The organism is Reichenbachiella sp. MALMAid0571 (assembly GCF_040151475.1).
GTDB lineage: Bacteria > Bacteroidota > Bacteroidia > Cytophagales > Cyclobacteriaceae > CAXBNB01.
In genome coordinates this window covers 90,477-109,428 of the sequence record NZ_JBDKWG010000133.1, presented here as the reverse complement: position 1 = coordinate 109,428, position 18,952 = coordinate 90,477, and the positions used below count along the sequence as shown (strand labels likewise).

Sequence of the window (18,952 nt, the reverse complement as noted above, 5' to 3'; positions counted from 1 at the left end):
GAGAGATATCAATATGAAAAAGAACTTAAATATAATAGCAATAGCCCTGGTGCTTCTGGCAGGCAGTTTAATGAGTTGTCAGGATGACTATTACTTTGATGGCGGATTGTCAGATGGTAAATTAAATGTTTCTACTTATGATTTTTTAGTAGAGAAGCAAAGGTACTTTGATACCCTGCTTTGGGTGATAGACGAAAACAATTTGAAAGACCTTGTGAATGCTGAGAATAGTACATTTTTTGCTCCTCAAAATGGAGCATTCAAACTGTTTATTGACAAACTTGAATTGGATCCGGTACCTAAATCACTGGAAGAACTTCCAGCTTCAGTAAAGGATACTTTGGGCTTATTGCTCAAGAAATACATGATTTCTGAAGAAGTGATGAGGGTTGATATTCCTGAAAAAGGAAAAATTGAGACAACAAATGCCAATGGTGAACCTGTTAGCGTGTTTTTTGCAAATAGTCCCAGAGGTGGTATTCCGGGATATGGGCCTAAAAGTGTAGTTTATAGTGCCACAGTGCAGGTTCCTAACATTAATACGGGAATACTTGAAGAACAGGAGCGATTTTCAGTGATGAGTACTACCGATCTGGAATCAACCAATGGTGTGGTACATATAGTCTCTGTTAGTTACACATTCGGATTTTAAATTAGAATAACATGAAAAGAATATTATATACTTTCATAACCCTTTGCACCATAGGTATATGGGGTTGTGAAGAGCCGGAAACGCAAGGTACCTTGTCTGTAGATATCAAGTATAAAGATAAGAAACAGACCATTGTCACCAGCTTAGGAGATGAATTGGGGGAGTTTCTGTCTTCTAAATCTTCTCTACCTATAAAATTTGAGATTGAAAGCGTAACCGCCGAGAATGGTTCTTCTACAGATGCGCTGTTTGAGTTGATCGAAGTACCTGTTTACACTCAGGCCATCACAGGAAATGAGTCTGCTGAAGCATTGGCATTGAAAACCAAAATAGCAAGTCTGCCCGCTGTAAGCGTGGGAGAATATACAGGTAAGCTTATAGTAAGAGAAGGCAATAACATAGCAGCTGACAAATATCATTTCAATATTAAGGTCACTAATGTATCAGGTTCAGCCATACTGGATGATGCCTTAATCTTAGAAGTAAAAGATTTTGATATCATTGGATTTAGCGATTTTCAAAGCGGAGTTCCTGTAATTGAGCGTATTGCAGATTCTCCTAATCAGATTCTATTTACAGCCTACGATGAAAATTCCGTTGTTATACCTGCTGATTCAATAGATTTTGTAGCCGAGAGGGCAAAGGGTTTCAAAGGCATTTTTGTTGACGATACCGCAGAAGGTGAACTTTGGGAAGTTGATTTTCCAGTCCGTCCTGCAGATACTTATGTTTATCTAAATGAAGACCAACGGTACATCAATTTTGCACTTGGTAAGCCTGGTAGTTACAAAGTCACTTTTTACAAATAAAATATTTGAGATATGAGATTTAAAGTTTTACTCACAATATCGTGCCTGATGTTTGCAATAGGTAATGTATTTTCACAAAGTACACCTAAGTTTTTAATCATCAGTTTGGATGGTATCAATCCAAAGGCTTGGGAAGTAGCACATACACCCAATATAGATTTGTTGATACAAAACGCCACATATACCTATTCAGGTCTTACGCTGGCTCCTACTTATAATTCTACGACCTGGTCGTCTTTACTTACTGGTGTATGGCCGGCTAAACATAAGGTTGAACAGCCGACTTTTACTCAAAATGATTATGCCACTTACCCACATTTCTTTGACTATATAGAAGCAGCAGGCATCAAAACGGCTTCATTTGTAAGCAATGATTCTATAGCAACACAAATACCATCCAACATTAGTCACAATGTGTCTTTTGATTCTGATGATGAAGTAGTTGCTGAGGCATCTGATTATATAAAATCGAATCAGGATGTGGGTGCATTTTTTGTTCAATTGGATCAGGTGTTTCATGAAGCTTATGGTGAAGGCAAAGGCTTTGACGCCAGAAGAGCTGAGTATATCAAAGCTATCCAATATTATGATGAACAGGTTGGCACTGTTATCAGTTCTTTGGCAGCCAGATCAAGCTATCAGAATGAAAACTGGATGATTGTTTTAACCACCAACCATGGAGGAACAATTGACGGAAAAATTGGTGGAAAGAGTTTGGATGAAATTTCTCCATTTATTTTTATCAGTGGTGATTTTGTTCGAAACAGAGAGTTTATTCTCGATATTTTAGATGCAGAAAAAGGCAAGGATAATGCAGTGTTTTTAAGACCTGGAATTAATGAATATGTCAAAATTGATAAGACTGGCACCAAGCTTGAAAATATGAATGATTTCACCGTTGAATTGAGAGTGAAGCCAAAAGATGCCAGTTCTGATCCAAGTATTATCGGAGATAAAGACTGGAACAGTGGTGGTAACCCGGGTTGGGTGTTGGCAAGAGGAGGATCTTCCTGGCAATTCAATGTAGCAGATCAGAATGGAAACAGAAAGGATATTGATTTGGATGCATCCAAATGGCCTATTGAAGATGATTTGTGGCATCATTTGGTGCTTAGTTTTGATAAGGATGGAGATGCGATTCTTTACACAGATGGTTTGGAGTCTGGTAGGACACCTTTGGGGTATGGTGACGATGCTTCTATCAGAAGCCCTTATGATTATCTGGCATTGGGTGAAGATGGTACATTAGCTTACGCCAATGGGAGTAATCAATGGAAAGGGGTATATGATGAAGTAAGGATTTTTGACAAGGTACTTGATCCTGCGACTATAGCTGCCTGGAAAGATGAAAAAAATATAGAAAACAGACACCCGGACTGGGATCATATTATTGCTTATTGGAAATTTGATGAACATGAAGGAAAAAAAGTAGTTGATTCGAGCGGTAATGGGTATGATGGTGAGCTGGTCGGGACAAAAAGAGTACCTGCAAACGGATCTATTACTCATGTGGATATCGCTACAACCTTATTGTCACACTTGGGAGTTGATATAGATTCTGATTGGGGCTTAGATGGAAATATTGTTGATTTGGTAATTCCTAACATTGTATTGGGGACTGATGTAAGAATGGAGACGAAAGATGTTGCTATCTATCCTAATCCGGCGAGTGACAGGCTTAATTTTCATTTTAGTGAAACCTTGAAGCCCGGTAATGAAGTGACTGTTTCTGTTTTTAATTTGAATGGTGAAAAAATCCAATTTGAATCATTGACCACAGGATATTCTGATATTTCACTTGATGTTTCTTCTCACAACAAAGGTTATTACCTGTACCATATTCAGGGAAAGACCTTCAGTTACAAAGGGAAATTTGTTATTAAAAATTAAACGGAATTATTATGAAAAAATATACGATACTGTTATTGGTAATAACATCATTTTCAATGAGTTGTACCGAAGATAAACTGTCTGAGCATGAGTTTACGGATCAGCAAATAGCAGCAAAAAATTTAGCGGGTGACTGGGGTGCAGCGTTTAATATTGTGGCTCCTGATATAGAGTCAGCTGATGCCATCCGTTTGTTGACACTATTATTTACCGTAGATGAGAATGGAAATCCTGATAAGTTTTTGTCTGACGGATCATTGTCCACATTCGGAAACAAAACAGGAAGTTGGGCCTGGGCTGATGGTACTACTACTACCGATGTAGTGCTTACTGAAGTAGGTCCAATCACTTCATTTACTATTAGCTACTCTGATAATATTGATACAATCACTATTCTATTCAATGCTGTAAATGCAACAGGAAGAGGTGATGCCATAGGGAGCTATCAAGTGTCATTTCAAAGATTATAATTATTTACAATAACCAACCTAAGTTACGATTCTCAAGCAACTACTTTCAAGTATGTTGTTTGAGAATTTTTAGTTTAAATCGTTATCATCAGTTATAAGGTTTATTGATTTATAAAAAATGAATAGTTTCCAAAACGGCAAATCTGAAGTTGTAGTAATAGGAGCAGGAACAATTGGGTGTGCCATTACCTACTATCTTGCAAAAAAAAGTGTAAAAGTAAGGTTGCTTGAAAGAAATACAATTGGCTCTGGAAACACCAGCCTTGCTGCTTCTTTACTCACCAAAATCCGAAGCAAACCTGATATCATACCCCTGGTACAGGAAACTTATCATGCGATGGATAGCCTGAATGATGAAATTGAAAACAAATTAGACATTCAGATGGTTGGTAGTTTGCACCTAGCTGCTTCGGATAAAAGTGTTGAGGATTTGGATCAATTGACTTCTATTGCTGATGATTTCAATATTTCACACTCTTACATTTCAAAATCAGAGATGCAGGCTATGGTGCCATGGCTAAAAACGGATGAAATCATAAAGGCTTCTTTTATGCCGGATGATGCATTTATGGATGCTTATGTTTTGACAAATGCCTTTGCGGAAGCAGCCAGAAAGCATGGAGCAGTCATACAACAATACACTAATATAGAAGGGTTGGTACAAGAGGGTGACTGTATAAAGGGAGTGAAAACCAAAGATGGAATAATAGAATGTGATTATGTTGTTGATGCTGCAGGTGCCTGGTCTAATCTACTTTCCTTACAAGTAGGAATAGGATTGCCGGTGACTCCAGTAAGGAGTAACTATTGGATTACTTCTGCCAACCCTCAATTGTTTCCTGCAACTCAACCGATTGTGATATTGCCGGATGCCTCTGCTTATACCAGACCGGAATCGGGTGCTTTGTTGTTTGGATTAAGGGAATCAAAATCGGTGCATTTCAATCCGGAAAAATTACCATCCGATCTGACTGGTTATGTTTTTGGGGATCCTGAAGACCGATGGAATATCCTTTTAGAACAAGGAGAACGGTTGCAAAGATTTTTTCCAAAATTCGATGAAATAGAAATAGCACATTATATAGCTGGTGTATCGACTTATACCCCTGATGGGATGTTTGTTTTAGGTGGGCTACCTCAGATTAAGGGTTTTCTGGCTGCTACCGGGTGTTCGGGAGCCGGAGTAGCAGTATCAGGAGGCATGGGCAGAATAATTAGTGAAATCATTACAGGCACAAACCCATATTGCGATATCAATCCTTTTAAAATTGATCGGTTTGGGGCTTTAAATCCTTTGAGCGAAGAGTTCAGGCAGAGATGTGCTGATGCCAGATCTCATAAAAAGTCTGGATGACTTTAAATTGATCATTTATTTGATTGAAATATGGCCTGTTTTAAGCTGGTTAGATTTCAACTCCAGCACAAGGTTGTATATTCCCGGAGGAATGTCTTTCACATCAAAAGTCATTTTCTCTTCCAAAATCATTTTCTGCTTGGAAATTTTTTTGCCCGTGTTGTCATAAAGAATAGCTACTGCTTTTTGGCCTGATTTATTGCCTGAATAGATGAGATTCAAACTCTGTCCATCATTTGATGGATTTGGATATACCATTAAATTTCTTGCTTCTAAATTATCTGACAATGAGGCAATAACAGGTTCTACGCAAGTCACTCCAACAATTTCTCCATCGAGCTTCCAGTCGGGATCGATTGGGATGCATAGGTATTCCAACGCTGTGGCAACAACATCCACTTGTCTGGGTGTTTCAGAATAATCATATTCTATAATAGTTTCACTATCAGTAGCATCTTCCCAGATAGCTCCTGTGAGAGATCCGTCTAATTTTGAGCTACTTAAGTCCGCCACGGTGGTGACATTTTCTCCATCTACCAACCTCCAATAACCAATCAGGTTGTCGTACTTACTATGAGTATTATCTAACTTTTTACATTTCCAGGTGTCTATATCAGTTGCGTCCAGAATATTGTTAAAAACCCTGACTTCAGCAATGTAACCTTTATAATCATAGGCTTTCAAACCATCAGCTCCTATCGAAAATGGTAATCCGGTAGTAATATCACCAATATTGGTCAATGACTTACTTCCTGCCAATGTCCCGTCCTCATATATTTTTAAATCTCCATCTCGGTCAAAAGTGGCACTTAGTGTATGCCATTCATTGTCCGATACATTATTTCCATTTATATCCACACGGTTGCTGAATCCTCCATCACCGACATTTACTTTCCAGGTGCCACTACTAAAAGAGAACACAAAACCCTTGTTGCGACCTGTGCCCCAGTCTTTATTTCCAACTATGCTTACATCTGCTGCAGTTGCGGTTCTGATCCGTACTTCTACAGAAAAATCCTGAGAGGTACCAAAATCTAAAAGAGGCGACTCAGGTATTTGAATGTAATCGTTATTTCCATCGAAGTATAATTCCACAGGGTCATTTAAGCAATTTTCAACGGGTTCTATTATTTTTTCTTCACCAGGAGATTTTTCTGTTTTTTTCTTCTCTACATTGTCACCACTTGCTATAAAGAAAATATTGCGTTCTTCTATAGAATTTCCCCCATGACTTTGACCCAATCCACCATGATCGGTAGTCAAAAGTATCAGCCAATTTTCATTGTCTCTTTTGGGCCTGGATGCCAGTGCCTCAAGCATTTTTCCTATAGAAGTATCTACAGCCTCAAGTGTTGAAACATATTGAGGTACGTCTGATGAAAAACCGTATCCATGACCAGCACCATCTGGAGAATCCAAATGGACAAACAAAAGGTCTGGGTTTCCAAACTTTAGGTAAGAAATCACTTTTGCTTCAGTATCTGCAGAGCCAGTTGTGTTGATAGTTTCGTCGGCATAATTGCCTACAATTGAATTGTTAATCGGACTCCATTCGCATACAGAAACAGTAAACAGTTGTCGGTTGAAATCTTCTATGTACTTGAACAAAGGAGGGTAAGTACTGTAGTTGCTGCCGGAAAAGGAATTGTCATTTACTCCGTGCTTGTTTTGCCATACTCCGGTGAGAATATTTGACCACCCTGGCCCACTGGAGGTAGTGCCTTCATTCAGTGCATCCCATGAGTAAGTGCCATTGGCCGTTAATGCATCTATGTTGGGAGTATTTGCAAATTGGATGGCATCTGGCCTGGCCCCATCTAATCCGAAAATCAAAACCTTGTTTACTTTTTGAGCCTGAACAGCGCAAAGATTAGAAATAATGGTGATGAGTAAAATAAATAGCTTTTTCATAAAAGTATTAAGGTTCACTTCGTACGTATTGTTCATCTCTCTTAATATATACTGATATAGGAAAAAATTGACTTTGAGGTAGGTTGATTTGTCTTTTTTCAAGATAAAAACAATAAAATATAATAGAAACCTAAAGGTAAGTATATTTACATATATTATATATGTGTTTTAAAAATTTACTAATATTCAAAATACAATTAATACTATTTTATCGATAAAATGTAAAATATAAACTTTATTTTTCTACGAATTAAGATTTTTTTTAAAGTTTGATTATTAAATATTAGATTGGTCAAGATGATAAATATTAATTAATATTTAGTTTCATTAATTAATGGAAGGTTGACTGCCTTACTGTTCAGATTACTGTGATCACTACAATGGATGGTACAAATGTTTTGTACGAAAAAAAATGAAATGGAATTAATAAGAGAGCAATCACAAGAATTTCTGATCCTGGTTCAAGAGATCAAAGACAAAGGCTATAAAATGCATGAAATTTCCCAAATTCTGGGACTTCACCCTCCTGTTTTGTCTGGTTTGTGCAAAACAGTAATTCCTGCCATTATCAAACCCAAAGTAAAATCACATTCGGATGAAGTGGCAATTGACAAAGCTTTTGATTTGGTCAATAATATTTCAAAGGAAAAGACCATAAGAAATATTTCTTCTTATATCAAAACACTTAAATCAGTTTCGAATGAAACTGTCATAAATCAGAATTCACAATTTTATGATCCATACAAGAAAGTTATAGCCAATTCTTATGAAACAATAAATTCTCATTTTTTAGGATTGTACGATTGTTTCACTCTTTCTTCTAATTCTAATACCATAAAGCATGAACCTTTGCTTGTGAGTAACAACAGTTTGAAAAAACATGTGGAAGTTTACAAAGGGAATCAGCATTCACAGTACCCATTTGAAGGTTTCATGTTCCTATGTGGCAGCCACATGATCAGCATGCATTTGATTGACTCAAGAGACGATATACAAGAAACTGGTTTGATTCAATTGATTCAACCGTTTACGCGAAAGTTTAAATTGTTGAGGGGAATCTATTTGTCTTTGGGTTTTTCTAAATCTCCAATTGCCAGAAGAATTATTCTAACCAAAGCCAAATCGGAATGCAGCTTGGATGAGTTCAACGAAATTCCTACCAAATACTACCAGAAAGACGATTATCCTACAGATATCAGCAAGGAAATAATAGACTACATAAGTGGTGAAAATGACCTGGTAGAATGCTTGATCTTACCTCATCCCACGTTTGATGTTCAGGACCTTGTAAGAGAAAAAAGTATGGTATCCAAGTTCAGAGCTGAGTTATAATTTAATCTCTTTAATGTTGAGAAAAATCAAGTAGGTTAAATGCTTCTTGAATTTTAATGGTACTTTTTCAGGTGGAGTATTTATTTACCTGTTCTGCTATTATTAACTTTAGCCATATACCTGGCTTTGATGTGTTAAAATTACTTTACTAATAGTAAATAAACATAACATTAATTTAATATATATTCAATTTTTGGAATGAAAATTGATTAGTTTTGTTGTAGCATGAAGTGGTTTATTATACTGAAGGAATTAAAATACAGGAAAGCCAATTTCTCATTGGCTTTGTTAGCTTTAGTGCTTGCTGTGGCTCTTTTTGTGTCGTTTTTCACTTTAGGTCAAGCCTTAAAAAAAGAGACGATCAGACTGACTCGGGATATGGGTTTCAACCTGAGTATTATTCCTGAAGCTACAGACATGAACGACTATTGGATAAGTGGCTATTCTAAGGTCACAATGCCTCAGGAATATATTAAATCTTTGGTTCAATTTAAGGATTTATCTTACGCCCACCTTACCGCCACTTTACATCATACCATCCAGTGGAAAGACAAAGATGTAATTCTTACGGGAGTTTCTCCTGAGTTGGAAGTTGAAGGCAATCGAAAGAAAACCCCAATGTTGTTTTTGGTGCCGGAAAATTCTGTGTATTTGGGCTTTGAACTGGCCACTCAGTTTGGTGTTTCTCCCGGTGATAGTATTGATGTTTTGGGTAAGCAGTTTTTTGTGGAAAAAACACTGGTGGAAACAGGAAGCCAGGAAGATATAAAAATATATATGGACTTACCGGAACTGCAAAAGCTGGTAAACATGGAGGGAAGGATAAACGAAATCAAGGCACTTAACTGCTTGTGTTTAGCTGAAGGAGTAGATCCTACGGAATACCTGCGAAAGCAACTTGGGCAGGTACTTCCCAAAGCCAAAGTGATTGTAAATAAAACCATTGCCAATGCCCGTAAACAACAGCGGCATACTATTGAAAACTACTTTGCTGTAATTTTACCAATTGTGATCATTGTTTGTTTTATCTGGATAGCGGCCTTGGCAGTAATCAATGTAAATGACAGGAGACAGGAGATAGGAATATTCCGTGCGGTTGGTTTCGGATCTTTTTCTATTGCATGGTTGTTTATAGGAAAATCTCTGATTATTGGTGTTTTAGCGGCCATTTTGGGGTATGTTATTGGTGTGGTATTGTCAATGCAACTTGGTCCGGATATTTTCAAAATTACTGCATCCTCTATTCAAATGGACTACACTTTGCTGCTATGGTCATTGTTGATTGCTCCGGTTGGAGCTGCTGTGGCTACTATTATACCATCATTGTTGGCTATTTTGCAAGACCCTTCAACTACTCTTAGTCATGAATGAGATTGTAAGTCTTCATAACCTGGAGAAATCCTACATAAAGGATGGTCATCAAACTCAGGCACTTAGAAGTATTGATCTTAGTGTGGAAAAAGGAGATTTTGTGCTGGTGAAAGGAGCAAGCGGTAGTGGGAAAACAACCATGTTGTTGGTTTTGGGTGGTATGTTACAACCAACTAGTGGAAAAGTTCAAATTTCAGGAAAGAATCTTTATGAGTTACCTGAAAAGCAGAAAATAAGATTTAGAGCAAATAATATTGGTTTCATATTTCAGATGTTTCACCTGATACCTTATCTCAATGTCAGGGAAAATATCTTACTCAACAATGAAATTGGAATTGATAAGATTAGTGAACAGGAACTGATTGACCTGACAGACGAACTTGGTATAAATCACCGCCTGAGACATTATCCATCGGAATTGAGTGCAGGGGAAAAACAAAGGGTTGCTTTGGCACGAGCCTTGATCAAAAAACCAGAATTGATCCTGGCCGATGAGCCAACAGGAAATCTCGATGCTGAAAATTCACAAATTGTACTGGAAAAATTAAAAGAATATTGTAGCAAGGGAGGGACTGTAATTATGGTGACCCATGACGATTATCCTGAAGTTTATGCTAATAAAAAAATAATCATTGACCAAAAGACCGAAAACATCAATACAATATGAAAAATATACTACGCAATAGCTACATCATGTTAATTGCACTATTGTTGGCTTGTAAGGGACAAGGTAATAAAGAAGCTGCCGAAGAACTAACTATGTATTGTGCAGCAGGTATGAAACCAGCTGTAGAACAGATTGCTAAGGCTTATCAAAAAGAATATGGTGTGAACGTGAATCTACAATATGGTGGTTCCGGCACTCTTCTATCAAATATATTGGTTGCCAACCAGGGAGATCTTTATCTGGCAGCAGATGAGAGTTATATCCAAAAGGCACAGGAAAAAGGATTGCTCGATGAAACACAACCTTTGGCCTATTTGAAACCAGTGATTGCAGTGAAAGCAAACAATCCGTTAAAAATAAAATCACTTGCTGATCTGAAAAATAAAGACATCAAACTGGCGATTGCCAATCCTGAAGCTGCCTCAATTGGCAAGGTATTAAAGAAAATATTGACTCAAAGTGGTGAATGGGAAGAATTTAAGCCATTCATTGAAGTGATGAAGCCAACAGTGAACGAAGTGGCAAATGATGTTAAAATAGGAACAGTAGATGCTGGAATTATTTGGGATGCGGTAGCCAATCAGTACCCTGAATTAGAATACATAGAAGTACCTGAGTGGCAGAAATATACACAACAGGTAACCTTTGGAGTATTGAAATCCACAAAGAACCCGACAGCCGCTTTAAAATTCATGAGGTATTTGTCTGCACGTGATAAGGGTTTAACAACTTTTTCCTCTTTAGGTTATGAACCTATAGAAGGAGATGTTTGGAATGAAAAGCCAGAGATTTTATTTTATAGTGGTGGGGTTAATAGATTGGCTGTGGACAAAACCATTCAGGAATTTGAAAAGAGAGAAGGAGTAGAAGTGGTAAGGGTATATAATGGATGTGGTATTTTGGTTTCTCAAATCAGATCTGGCCAGAAGCCTGATGCTTATTTATCTTGCGATGTGACCTTTATGGACCAGGTGGAAGACTCTTTTCAGGAAATCAACAATGTGTCATCAACTGACATAGTTATAGTTACCGATATTGATAATAGTAAAAAGATAGTTGACTTGGAAAGTCTTACAAGATCTGGATTGAAATTGGGTGTTTGCAATCCCAAACAAAGTGCCTTGGGAGCACTTACTGTCAACATGCTGGATAAAGTAGGATTGACGGAGGATATAATGAAAAATGTAGTGGTTCAAACTCCGACAGCAGATTTGCTTGTCAATCAGCTTAGAACAGGAGCACTAGATGCTGCTATAGTATATGCTGCCAATGTTGCACAGGTTCTTGATAAAGTCACCGTTGTAAAGATAGAAAGGAAAGAAGCTACTGCCACTCAAAATATTGGTATTAACACCAGTTCCAAGTACAAATACCTCACAAGAAGGCTATATCAAAAAATCACGAGTGAAACTTCTCAACAGTCTTATTTGGCTAACGGATTCAGTTGGATTAGTCCTGAAAAGCAGCTTCTTCAATGATAAAAAACAAACAATCAGATACTTTTAAAGTACGCTCCGACCTTCCGTTTTATTTGATAATGGGAGTAATAGGAAGTGTGTATATCGTACTGATTGTTGGAATGATTCTGGCAGACCTTACTTACACTTCCGGGAATCATTTGTTAGAGGCATTGAAAAGTGAGGAAATACAGTATGCCATCAAATTGAGCTTGTTTTCATGCACAGCAACTATGATTATCTCAGTAATAGTTGCTATTCCCATTGGGTATGCGTTGGCAAAGTTTGATTTTTTTGGAAAAAAAATTCTTGATGCTATTATAGATATTCCTATCATTTTGCCGCCATTGGTCATTGGTCTGAGTTTGTTGATTTTGTTTCAAACTGCACCTGGTAAGTTTATCGAAGAATACGTTACTATTACCTATGCCATTCCCAGTATCATATTGGCTCAGTTTATGGTGGCATGTGCCTTTGCGGTACGTACCATGGCCATTACTTTCAGTAGGATCAACCAACGTCAGGAGCATGTAGCACTCACGTTGGGATGTAACAGAGGACAAACATTTTGGTACGTTGTGTTGCCTCAGGCTAAAGAAGGAATATTGGCTGCCGCATCACTGGCCTGGGCCAGGGCGATGGGTGAGTTTGGTCCGATACTTATATTCTCTGGTGCTACCAGGATGAAAACCGAAGTGCTTTCTACGACAGTTTTCCTGGAAATGTCTGTTGGGAATATTGAAGCAGCAGTTGCCGTATCTCTTTTGATGATAATTGCAGGCTTTTTGATTCTGATGATTATCAGGCTTTCAGGAGGTAGTGAGAAAATTAAAAATCACAGACTGGCATGATCGTAGGAACGAACATATATATCAGGCAAGGTAATTTTGAATTGAATGATTTATCATTTTCCATAGAAACAGGGGAATATGCATGCCTGATTGGTCAGACCGGAACAGGAAAAACAACCATACTTGAAGCTATATGCGGATTGAAAAATGTAAAATCCGGAAAGTTTGAGCTGGATGGTAAAGACATTACCTTCTTAAAACCAGCTGAACGTAAGATTGGGTTTGTACCACAAGATGGTGCTTTATTTGAAACTATGACCGTTTCTGAAAATATTGCTTTTGCATTGAAAATAAGAAAATGGTCAAAAGCAGATCGGGCAAAGCGAGCTGACGAGCTAGCAGAGTTGTTGTCTATTGGGCATTTACTTAACCGAAAGCCAATCAACTTGAGTGGAGGTGAAAAACAAAGGGTAGCACTGGGTAGGGCTTTGAGTTTTTACCCTGCCATTATATGCCTCGACGAACCAATGAGTGCATTGGATGATAAAACAAAAAGGAATCTTTATAGTCTCATTGAGGACATCAGGAAGGAAGTAACCTTTACGGCATTGCACATTACCCATAATATAGAAGAAGTTGAACATCTGGCGGATAAGGTCTTACACTTGAAAGACGATGAGTTATCGACCTATAAAAAAGTTGATTTTTTAGAAAATAAAGATGAATTGATATTTAACAGGCCTTTAGTTGAAAAATGAAGATAAAAATAAAATATACCGCCCAACTGAAAAAAGAAGCAGGTACCGGAGAAGAATGGAAGGACATGGAAGTGTCTGTTGAAATGGAAGACTTGCTAAAAGAACTAGTGAAAGGAAAAAATGAAAAGTTTCAGAATATTTTATTTGACGAAAACAACCACAGGAGACAGTCAATTTTGGTGATCCATAACAACGAGCAGGTAGTCTCAAATCAGGCAATGGAATTGAGTGAAAACGATGAAATATTGATAATGTCACCAATAGCCGGAGGATAATTATGACGCAATTGACGGACAAAGAAAAGGCAGTTTATGAGTGGCAACTTACTGTGCCTGGGTTTGGAGAGGAAGGGCAAAAAAAGTTGAAAGAAGCGACCGTACTCATTTCAAGGGTAGGAGGTCTAGGAAGTGTAGTAGCGTATGAACTGGCTGCAGCCGGAATTGGAAAAATGGTGTTGGCTCATGGCGGAAATGTCAAACCCAGTGACCTCAATCGCCAGTTGCTGATGACTGATTCGTGGTTGGGTAAACCAAGGGTGGATTCTGCCAAACGACGGTTGCTTGAGTTGAATCCAAGGTTGGAAATTGAAACTGTCAATGCCAATGTAAGTGAGGAAAATGCAGCAGAGTTGGTGTCAAAAGTGGATGTGATAGTTGATTGTGCTCCATTATTCGAAGAACGTTTCTTAATGAACCGAGAGGCGGTAAAGCAAAAGAAACCTTTGGTGGATTGTGCCATGTATGAACTGGAAGCACAGATTATGACCATTTTACCCGGACAAAGCGCATGTTTATCGTGCCTTTATCCTGATTGGCCAAAAGCCTGGAAGCGTGAGTTTCCTGTTTTTGGAGCGGTTTCGGGTGCGGTGGCATGCCTGGGAGCTATGGAAGCCATCAAAGTTATTGCAGGGTTGGGAGAAGTATTATCCGGAAATTTGTTGAGCATGGATTTGCGTGACATGTCATTTTATAAAACTAAAATAAACAGGCGGGACAACTGTCCGATCTGTAGTTAATAGTATTCAAACTTAATCATATTGATGATGAACTTTCAAAGAATTACTTTACTGTTTGCAGTCCTTACACTTGCACTCTCAGCTTGTGAGACTCCCTACGTTACAACGGAAAACGATTGGCCTCAGTACCAACGAGACAACTACAGGAGTGCTGCCACCAATGTTAACATCAAGGTGAAAAATCTGAGCCAGGCCTGGGAGTATAATTCTGTGCAGGAGCCTGTACCAGCGTGGTTTGGTCCTGCCAAATGGGATGCTTATGCCAAGGTAATTGCCTTGCCCTCTATGAGGAATTACGATCCGGTTTTTCATCCGGTAATTGTCCGAGACAATGTGTACTTTGGTTCTACCGCTGATGATGGGTTACATGCTTTGGATGTAAAGACAGGTGTAGAAAAATGGGTATTTCCTGCTGGTGCACCAATTAGAATAGCACCTGCCTACAACGACGGTAAGTTGTATTTTGGAGCTGATGACGGATATGCTTATTGTATCTCTGCCAAAGATGGTAAGTTGATTTGGAAATATAGTCCCTCCGAAGGGGAACAAAACCTGTTGCACAATGACAGAATGATATCAAGATGGCCGGTACGCACCGGTGTAATCATAGAAGAAGGTACTGCCTATTTTGCCGCTTCGATGTTGCCGTGGCAGGTATCCTATGTTTGTGCAGTTGATGCCAAAACGGGAAAACCTACAGGGGAAGGGAGGTATGTGAAAGAGTTCAACGACCTGACGATGGAAGGGCCAATTGTTTCTTCCGGTGAAAAAATCATTATTCCTCAGGGAAGAATATCTCCATTAATTTTCAAAAGAAAAACAGGTGAGAAAGAAGGAACACTGCCGGGAAGTGGGGGGTGTTTTGTATTGATCACTCCTGAAAAGAATATCATCCACAACCCAAATTCGAAGAAGAATTTTATGATGGAGACTTCCACTGCCGAAATGGTAAAGGAGCCATCAGTAATGAGCTATGAGCATGGCAAGGGAATGGTTATTTCAGGAGACACGGCTTATATCATGGCAGATTACTCTATTTCTGCTTTTCATAGAAAAAACAAAAAGACACTTTGGGTAAATAAAAAATATGGTGCGTTGAGCATAGTAAAGGGTGGTAATGCACTATACGTTGGAGGTGTGGATACGGTCTATGCGGTCAACCCTCAGAGCGGTGAGACCATGTGGAAGCAAAAAGTGACCGGGATGACTTATGGCTTGGCTTTGGCAGACAGTGCCGTTTTTGCCAGTACCAATGAGGGCAACATGTATTGCTTTCGGCCAACAGAAGGTAAAATATTTTCTGATAAAGCAATGGTTTCAGAGAAAGTGGATACCTCTACACTCAAAATGCTTAATAAACCAAGGCTACAAGAGGCGCAAAAAGTCTTTTTCGAAGAAGTTGAAAAAGGGTTTCAACTTGAGAAAAGTCCTTTGGCCAATTTTACCAAAAAAGATGAAGCTATCATTAGATATCGAACGCTCAGGCCTTCACCAACTATAGTACATTATGGAGTTGATGAATTGTCGCAGGTGGCACAGAGTGAAGTGAAAAAAACGGAACACGAAATTAAGTTAAAAGGTTTAAGAAAAAACTACAGCTATAATTATAGAATTACTGTCGAGGAAAATGGTGTTGAGCATGTGACCAGGGCATTTGAATTGGATAATTTTTTTAATCATCACAAATTTAGCATAGCTGACGATATCAACCCGTTTATCGGAAGCAAGTTTCAGAAAGCAGCCAGTGAGGAGGCTGCTAAATTGTTGAAAGACAATAATTCACAAGGCATGTGCTTGGTTTTTGGTTTTGATGGTGGAGAGTTGGCTTTCGAAATAGCCAAGCAAGGTGGCTATCATGTTATTGGTGTTGAGTCTCCTGAGTACGTGAATGGAGCGAGATTGACATTGCTAAAACATGGAGTTTACGGTAAAAAAATATCTATTTGGTCATCTGATCAACTGGACAAATTACCTAAAGAGTTTGCTAACCTGGTAGTGGCAAGTAAGTCAGTGTCAAAATATGAGAAGGAAATATCGGATGCGGTGATTCCTAAAGGAGTGGTTATGATCCGTTCTTCGGAGTTGAATAAGTCAGGCAAGGAGGACAAGGTGTTTGTCTTTGCAAGTTATTCTCAAGATGAAGAAGAAAAAACCTGGACAAAATTGAAGAAACCAAAGCTGGAAGATTCCGGTGTTTGGTCTCATCAATATGGTAAACCGGATAACTCGGCTTACGGAGGTGAAAGCCTCTGGGGAGCCACTACCACTTCCGATTTTCAAGAGAAGTGGATTGGCCGTCCGGGCCCACGTTTTCAATCTGACAGAAATGCAAGGAAAACCTCTCCCTTGGCCATTAATGGACGCCTATTCGTTCAGGGGTTAGAAAGAATTGCAGCGATAGACTCCTACAATGGAACTTTCCTTTGGACCAACAGTCAGCCTGATTTTCGACGTTTCAATGTACCAAGGGATTGTAGCAACTGGTCGGCAGATGATGATTTTCTATACACTGCTGTGGGCAAGTATTGTCATAAGGTGGATGCAGCTACTGGTAAGGCGGTTAATAGTATTGTGGTATCTCCACGAACAAGTACCGGAGAGCAATTCGACTGGGGTTATCTTGCAAATATTGAAGGACAAATTATTGGGAGTGCAGTTAAGCCAAATAATATCTATACAGAATTTACAGGTGGAGAGAGTTGGTATGACGCTATCAAGGGAGATTTGGCCCGAAAGGTATCAAGCGACAATTTGTTTTCCCTTGACAAATCCAACAATCAATTGCAGTGGCAGTACGAAGGTGGCATGATCATCAATTCTACCATCACCTTGAGTGACGACAAAGCATTTTTTGTAGAGTGTCGTGATTCAAGAATAATGAGTTCTGACAACCGAAGGTTGGATTTAGAGAAACTAAACAACAAGCTTTATATGGTGGCTTTGGATGTGAGATCAGGAGAGAAGCTGTGGGAACAAAAACTTGATGTAGTTGCCGGAATTACCGTTTTCTTCCTAGTTCACAGTGCTGATAAATTGGTATTGTCCTCTTCCAATAGTGGTAAATATCATATATATACTTTTGATGCAGAAAATGGAAAACCAGGTTGGACAGAAGAAATGAGCTGGTACAGTGGTGACCATGGAGGACACATGTCCAAACCAGCAATTACCGGAGGTAAATTGATCATGAGACCTGCTGTTTTTGACCTGCAAACTGGCAAGCGTCTGCCAAATGATATGCCTAAGGGTGGTCACGGTTGTGGAAGTTACGCTTGTACCGATCAGTCTCTGTTTTACAGAGGCGGGAGTGTAACGATGTGGAACAGTGAGAGCAATGATTTATCAAAATGGGAGCGTCTGCGTCCTGATTGCTGGATCAGTACCATTCCTGCCGATGGAATGATTTTGTCTCCGGAAGGAGGGGGAGGGTGCAGTTGCGGTTCCTGGCTGGAAACCTCGATTGCTTTTGCTCCGAAATCCCGTGCACCCATCATGTTCGATACCAAAGGGAAAAGTGAATATGTAGATGAATTGGAATTGAAAATGGTGCTGCGTGAAGGACAAAAAGGAATGATACGATACACTCTGGACGGGTCTGTTCCGGATAAAAACTCGACTGTTTATAATGAGCCTATTACTTTGAAGTTTAAATCAGAAGTGACTGCCACTATTTACGATGAAACAGGTGAAAATATAATAGATATCCGTCGCAAAAAGTTTAAACGTAATTTTCCTGCACCTGCCATTACAGTGGGTAAGGAAATTATAGAAGGTAAAATGAAAGTTGTGATTAAATCCGAAAGCACTACAGGCAAAACAGTATTTACGCTTGATGGTTCTAAGCCAACGGTCGATTCTCAGGAATATGAAAAGGAACTCTTACTTGCAGATTCTACAGTTGTCAATGCCATCACTTTTTGGAAAAATGATGAAGGAGTCTGGGTCTCAGGTGAACCTCGTCTGTTTAAAGTAGCAATTCCTGTTTTGAAAAAATCAGTAAATATGGATGGATTGGTGTCAGGTATTTCTTATCAATATTATCAGGGTGCGTTTAAGTCTGTTAATGATTTTGGGTCATTAAGCGTACTCAAAGAAGGTGTAGAACCAATGGTATCACTTGCACCAAAATTGAGAGATGAAAACTTTGCTTTGAGATATACAGGGTTTATCAAAGTAGAGAAAAGAGGTATTTACAACTTTGCAACCGTTAGCGACGATGGTAGCACAGTGCTTATTGGAAATGACCTGGTGGTAGATGCCGATGGTTCACATTCAGCAAAATTCATTTCGGGAGAGGTAGCCTTAGAAGCAGGATTGCATCCGATTATCATTAATTATTTTCAGGGAACCGAAGGTAATGCACTGTCACTGCATTATGAAGGGCCGGGTCTTGAAAAACAGGAAGTACCAGCCGAAGCTCTATTTTACCAGAGTAATAAGGAAGTACAATAAGTCTATTTACACAGATAAGCCGA

At 38.9% G+C, this 18,952-nt stretch carries 15 protein-coding genes; 14 read left to right on the top strand and 1 reads right to left on the bottom strand.

Annotated elements, in window-relative coordinates; all coding sequences use genetic code 11:
• The first annotated feature begins 13 nt into the window (after window positions 1-13).
• The 5 genes from AAOP42_RS13240 to AAOP42_RS13220 all read left to right on the top strand — a co-directional run bounded on the left by AAOP42_RS13240 (window position 14) and on the right by AAOP42_RS13220 (window position 5,175).
• A complete protein-coding gene (locus AAOP42_RS13240; protein ID WP_349529007.1) occupies window positions 14-652 on the top strand; it encodes a fasciclin domain-containing protein in 639 nt (212 codons plus the stop codon).
• Between the two features lie 11 nt (window positions 653-663).
• Window positions 664-1,461 (top strand): hypothetical protein, encoded by a 798-nt coding sequence (locus tag AAOP42_RS13235; RefSeq protein ID WP_349529006.1) that lies wholly within the window; start codon window positions 664-666, stop codon window positions 1,459-1,461.
• A gap of 12 nt (window positions 1,462-1,473) precedes the next feature.
• Window positions 1,474-3,351, top strand: a complete 1,878-nt coding sequence (locus tag AAOP42_RS13230; RefSeq protein WP_349529005.1) for a LamG-like jellyroll fold domain-containing protein — start codon at window positions 1,474-1,476, stop codon at window positions 3,349-3,351.
• Between the two features lie 11 nt (window positions 3,352-3,362).
• Window positions 3,363-3,821 (top strand): hypothetical protein, encoded by a 459-nt coding sequence (locus AAOP42_RS13225; protein ID WP_349529004.1) that lies wholly within the window; start codon window positions 3,363-3,365, stop codon window positions 3,819-3,821.
• A 118-nt stretch (window positions 3,822-3,939) separates the two neighbouring features.
• A complete protein-coding gene (locus AAOP42_RS13220) occupies window positions 3,940-5,175 on the top strand; it encodes an NAD(P)/FAD-dependent oxidoreductase (protein WP_349529003.1) in 1,236 nt (411 codons plus the stop codon).
• Between the two features lie 15 nt (window positions 5,176-5,190).
• Here AAOP42_RS13220 and AAOP42_RS13215 read toward each other — a convergent pair whose 3' ends face one another.
• Window positions 5,191-7,122 carry an alkaline phosphatase family protein gene (locus tag AAOP42_RS13215; protein WP_349529002.1) on the bottom strand — a complete coding sequence of 644 codons (1,932 nt, stop codon included), beginning with the start codon at window positions 7,120-7,122 and terminating at the stop codon, window positions 5,191-5,193.
• Window positions 7,123-7,503: 381 nt separating this feature from the next.
• Here AAOP42_RS13215 and AAOP42_RS13210 point away from each other — a divergent pair, with 381 nt between their 5' ends.
• The 9 genes from AAOP42_RS13210 (at window position 7,504) to AAOP42_RS13170 (ending at window position 18,929) form a co-directional block, all read left to right on the top strand.
• Window positions 7,504-8,418 carry a hypothetical protein gene (locus AAOP42_RS13210; RefSeq protein WP_349529001.1) on the top strand — a complete coding sequence of 305 codons (915 nt, stop codon included), beginning with the start codon at window positions 7,504-7,506 and terminating at the stop codon, window positions 8,416-8,418.
• Between the two features lie 225 nt (window positions 8,419-8,643).
• The gene (locus AAOP42_RS13205) at window positions 8,644-9,789 is read left to right on the top strand and encodes an ABC transporter permease (protein WP_349529000.1); all 1,146 of its coding nucleotides are present in this window, start codon (window positions 8,644-8,646) and stop codon (window positions 9,787-9,789) included.
• Window positions 9,782-10,456, top strand: a complete 675-nt coding sequence (locus tag AAOP42_RS13200) for an ABC transporter ATP-binding protein (protein ID WP_349528999.1) — start codon at window positions 9,782-9,784, stop codon at window positions 10,454-10,456. Before AAOP42_RS13205 ends, AAOP42_RS13200 begins: the two co-directional genes overlap by 8 nt.
• On the top strand, window positions 10,453-11,934 hold the full coding sequence (gene modA, locus AAOP42_RS13195; protein ID WP_349528998.1) for a molybdate ABC transporter substrate-binding protein: 1,482 nt from the start codon (window positions 10,453-10,455) through the stop codon (window positions 11,932-11,934). The genes AAOP42_RS13200 and modA overlap by 4 nt, the downstream gene beginning before the upstream one ends.
• Window positions 11,931-12,764: an ABC transporter permease gene (locus AAOP42_RS13190; RefSeq protein WP_349528997.1), complete on the top strand. Its 834-nt coding sequence runs from the start codon at window positions 11,931-11,933 to the stop codon at window positions 12,762-12,764. Before modA ends, AAOP42_RS13190 begins: the two co-directional genes overlap by 4 nt.
• Complete coding sequence (locus tag AAOP42_RS13185) at window positions 12,761-13,462, top strand: ATP-binding cassette domain-containing protein (RefSeq protein WP_349528996.1); 702 nt, start codon at window positions 12,761-12,763, stop codon at window positions 13,460-13,462. The genes AAOP42_RS13190 and AAOP42_RS13185 overlap by 4 nt, the downstream gene beginning before the upstream one ends.
• On the top strand, window positions 13,459-13,737 hold the full coding sequence (locus AAOP42_RS13180) for a MoaD/ThiS family protein (protein ID WP_349528995.1): 279 nt from the start codon (window positions 13,459-13,461) through the stop codon (window positions 13,735-13,737). The genes AAOP42_RS13185 and AAOP42_RS13180 overlap by 4 nt, the downstream gene beginning before the upstream one ends.
• 2 nt (window positions 13,738-13,739) lie before the next feature.
• Window positions 13,740-14,477 (top strand): HesA/MoeB/ThiF family protein, encoded by a 738-nt coding sequence (locus AAOP42_RS13175; protein WP_349528994.1) that lies wholly within the window; start codon window positions 13,740-13,742, stop codon window positions 14,475-14,477.
• Window positions 14,478-14,501: 24 nt separating this feature from the next.
• The gene (locus AAOP42_RS13170) at window positions 14,502-18,929 is read left to right on the top strand and encodes an outer membrane protein assembly factor BamB family protein (protein WP_349528993.1); all 4,428 of its coding nucleotides are present in this window, start codon (window positions 14,502-14,504) and stop codon (window positions 18,927-18,929) included.
• Window positions 18,930-18,952: the final 23 nt, after the last annotated feature.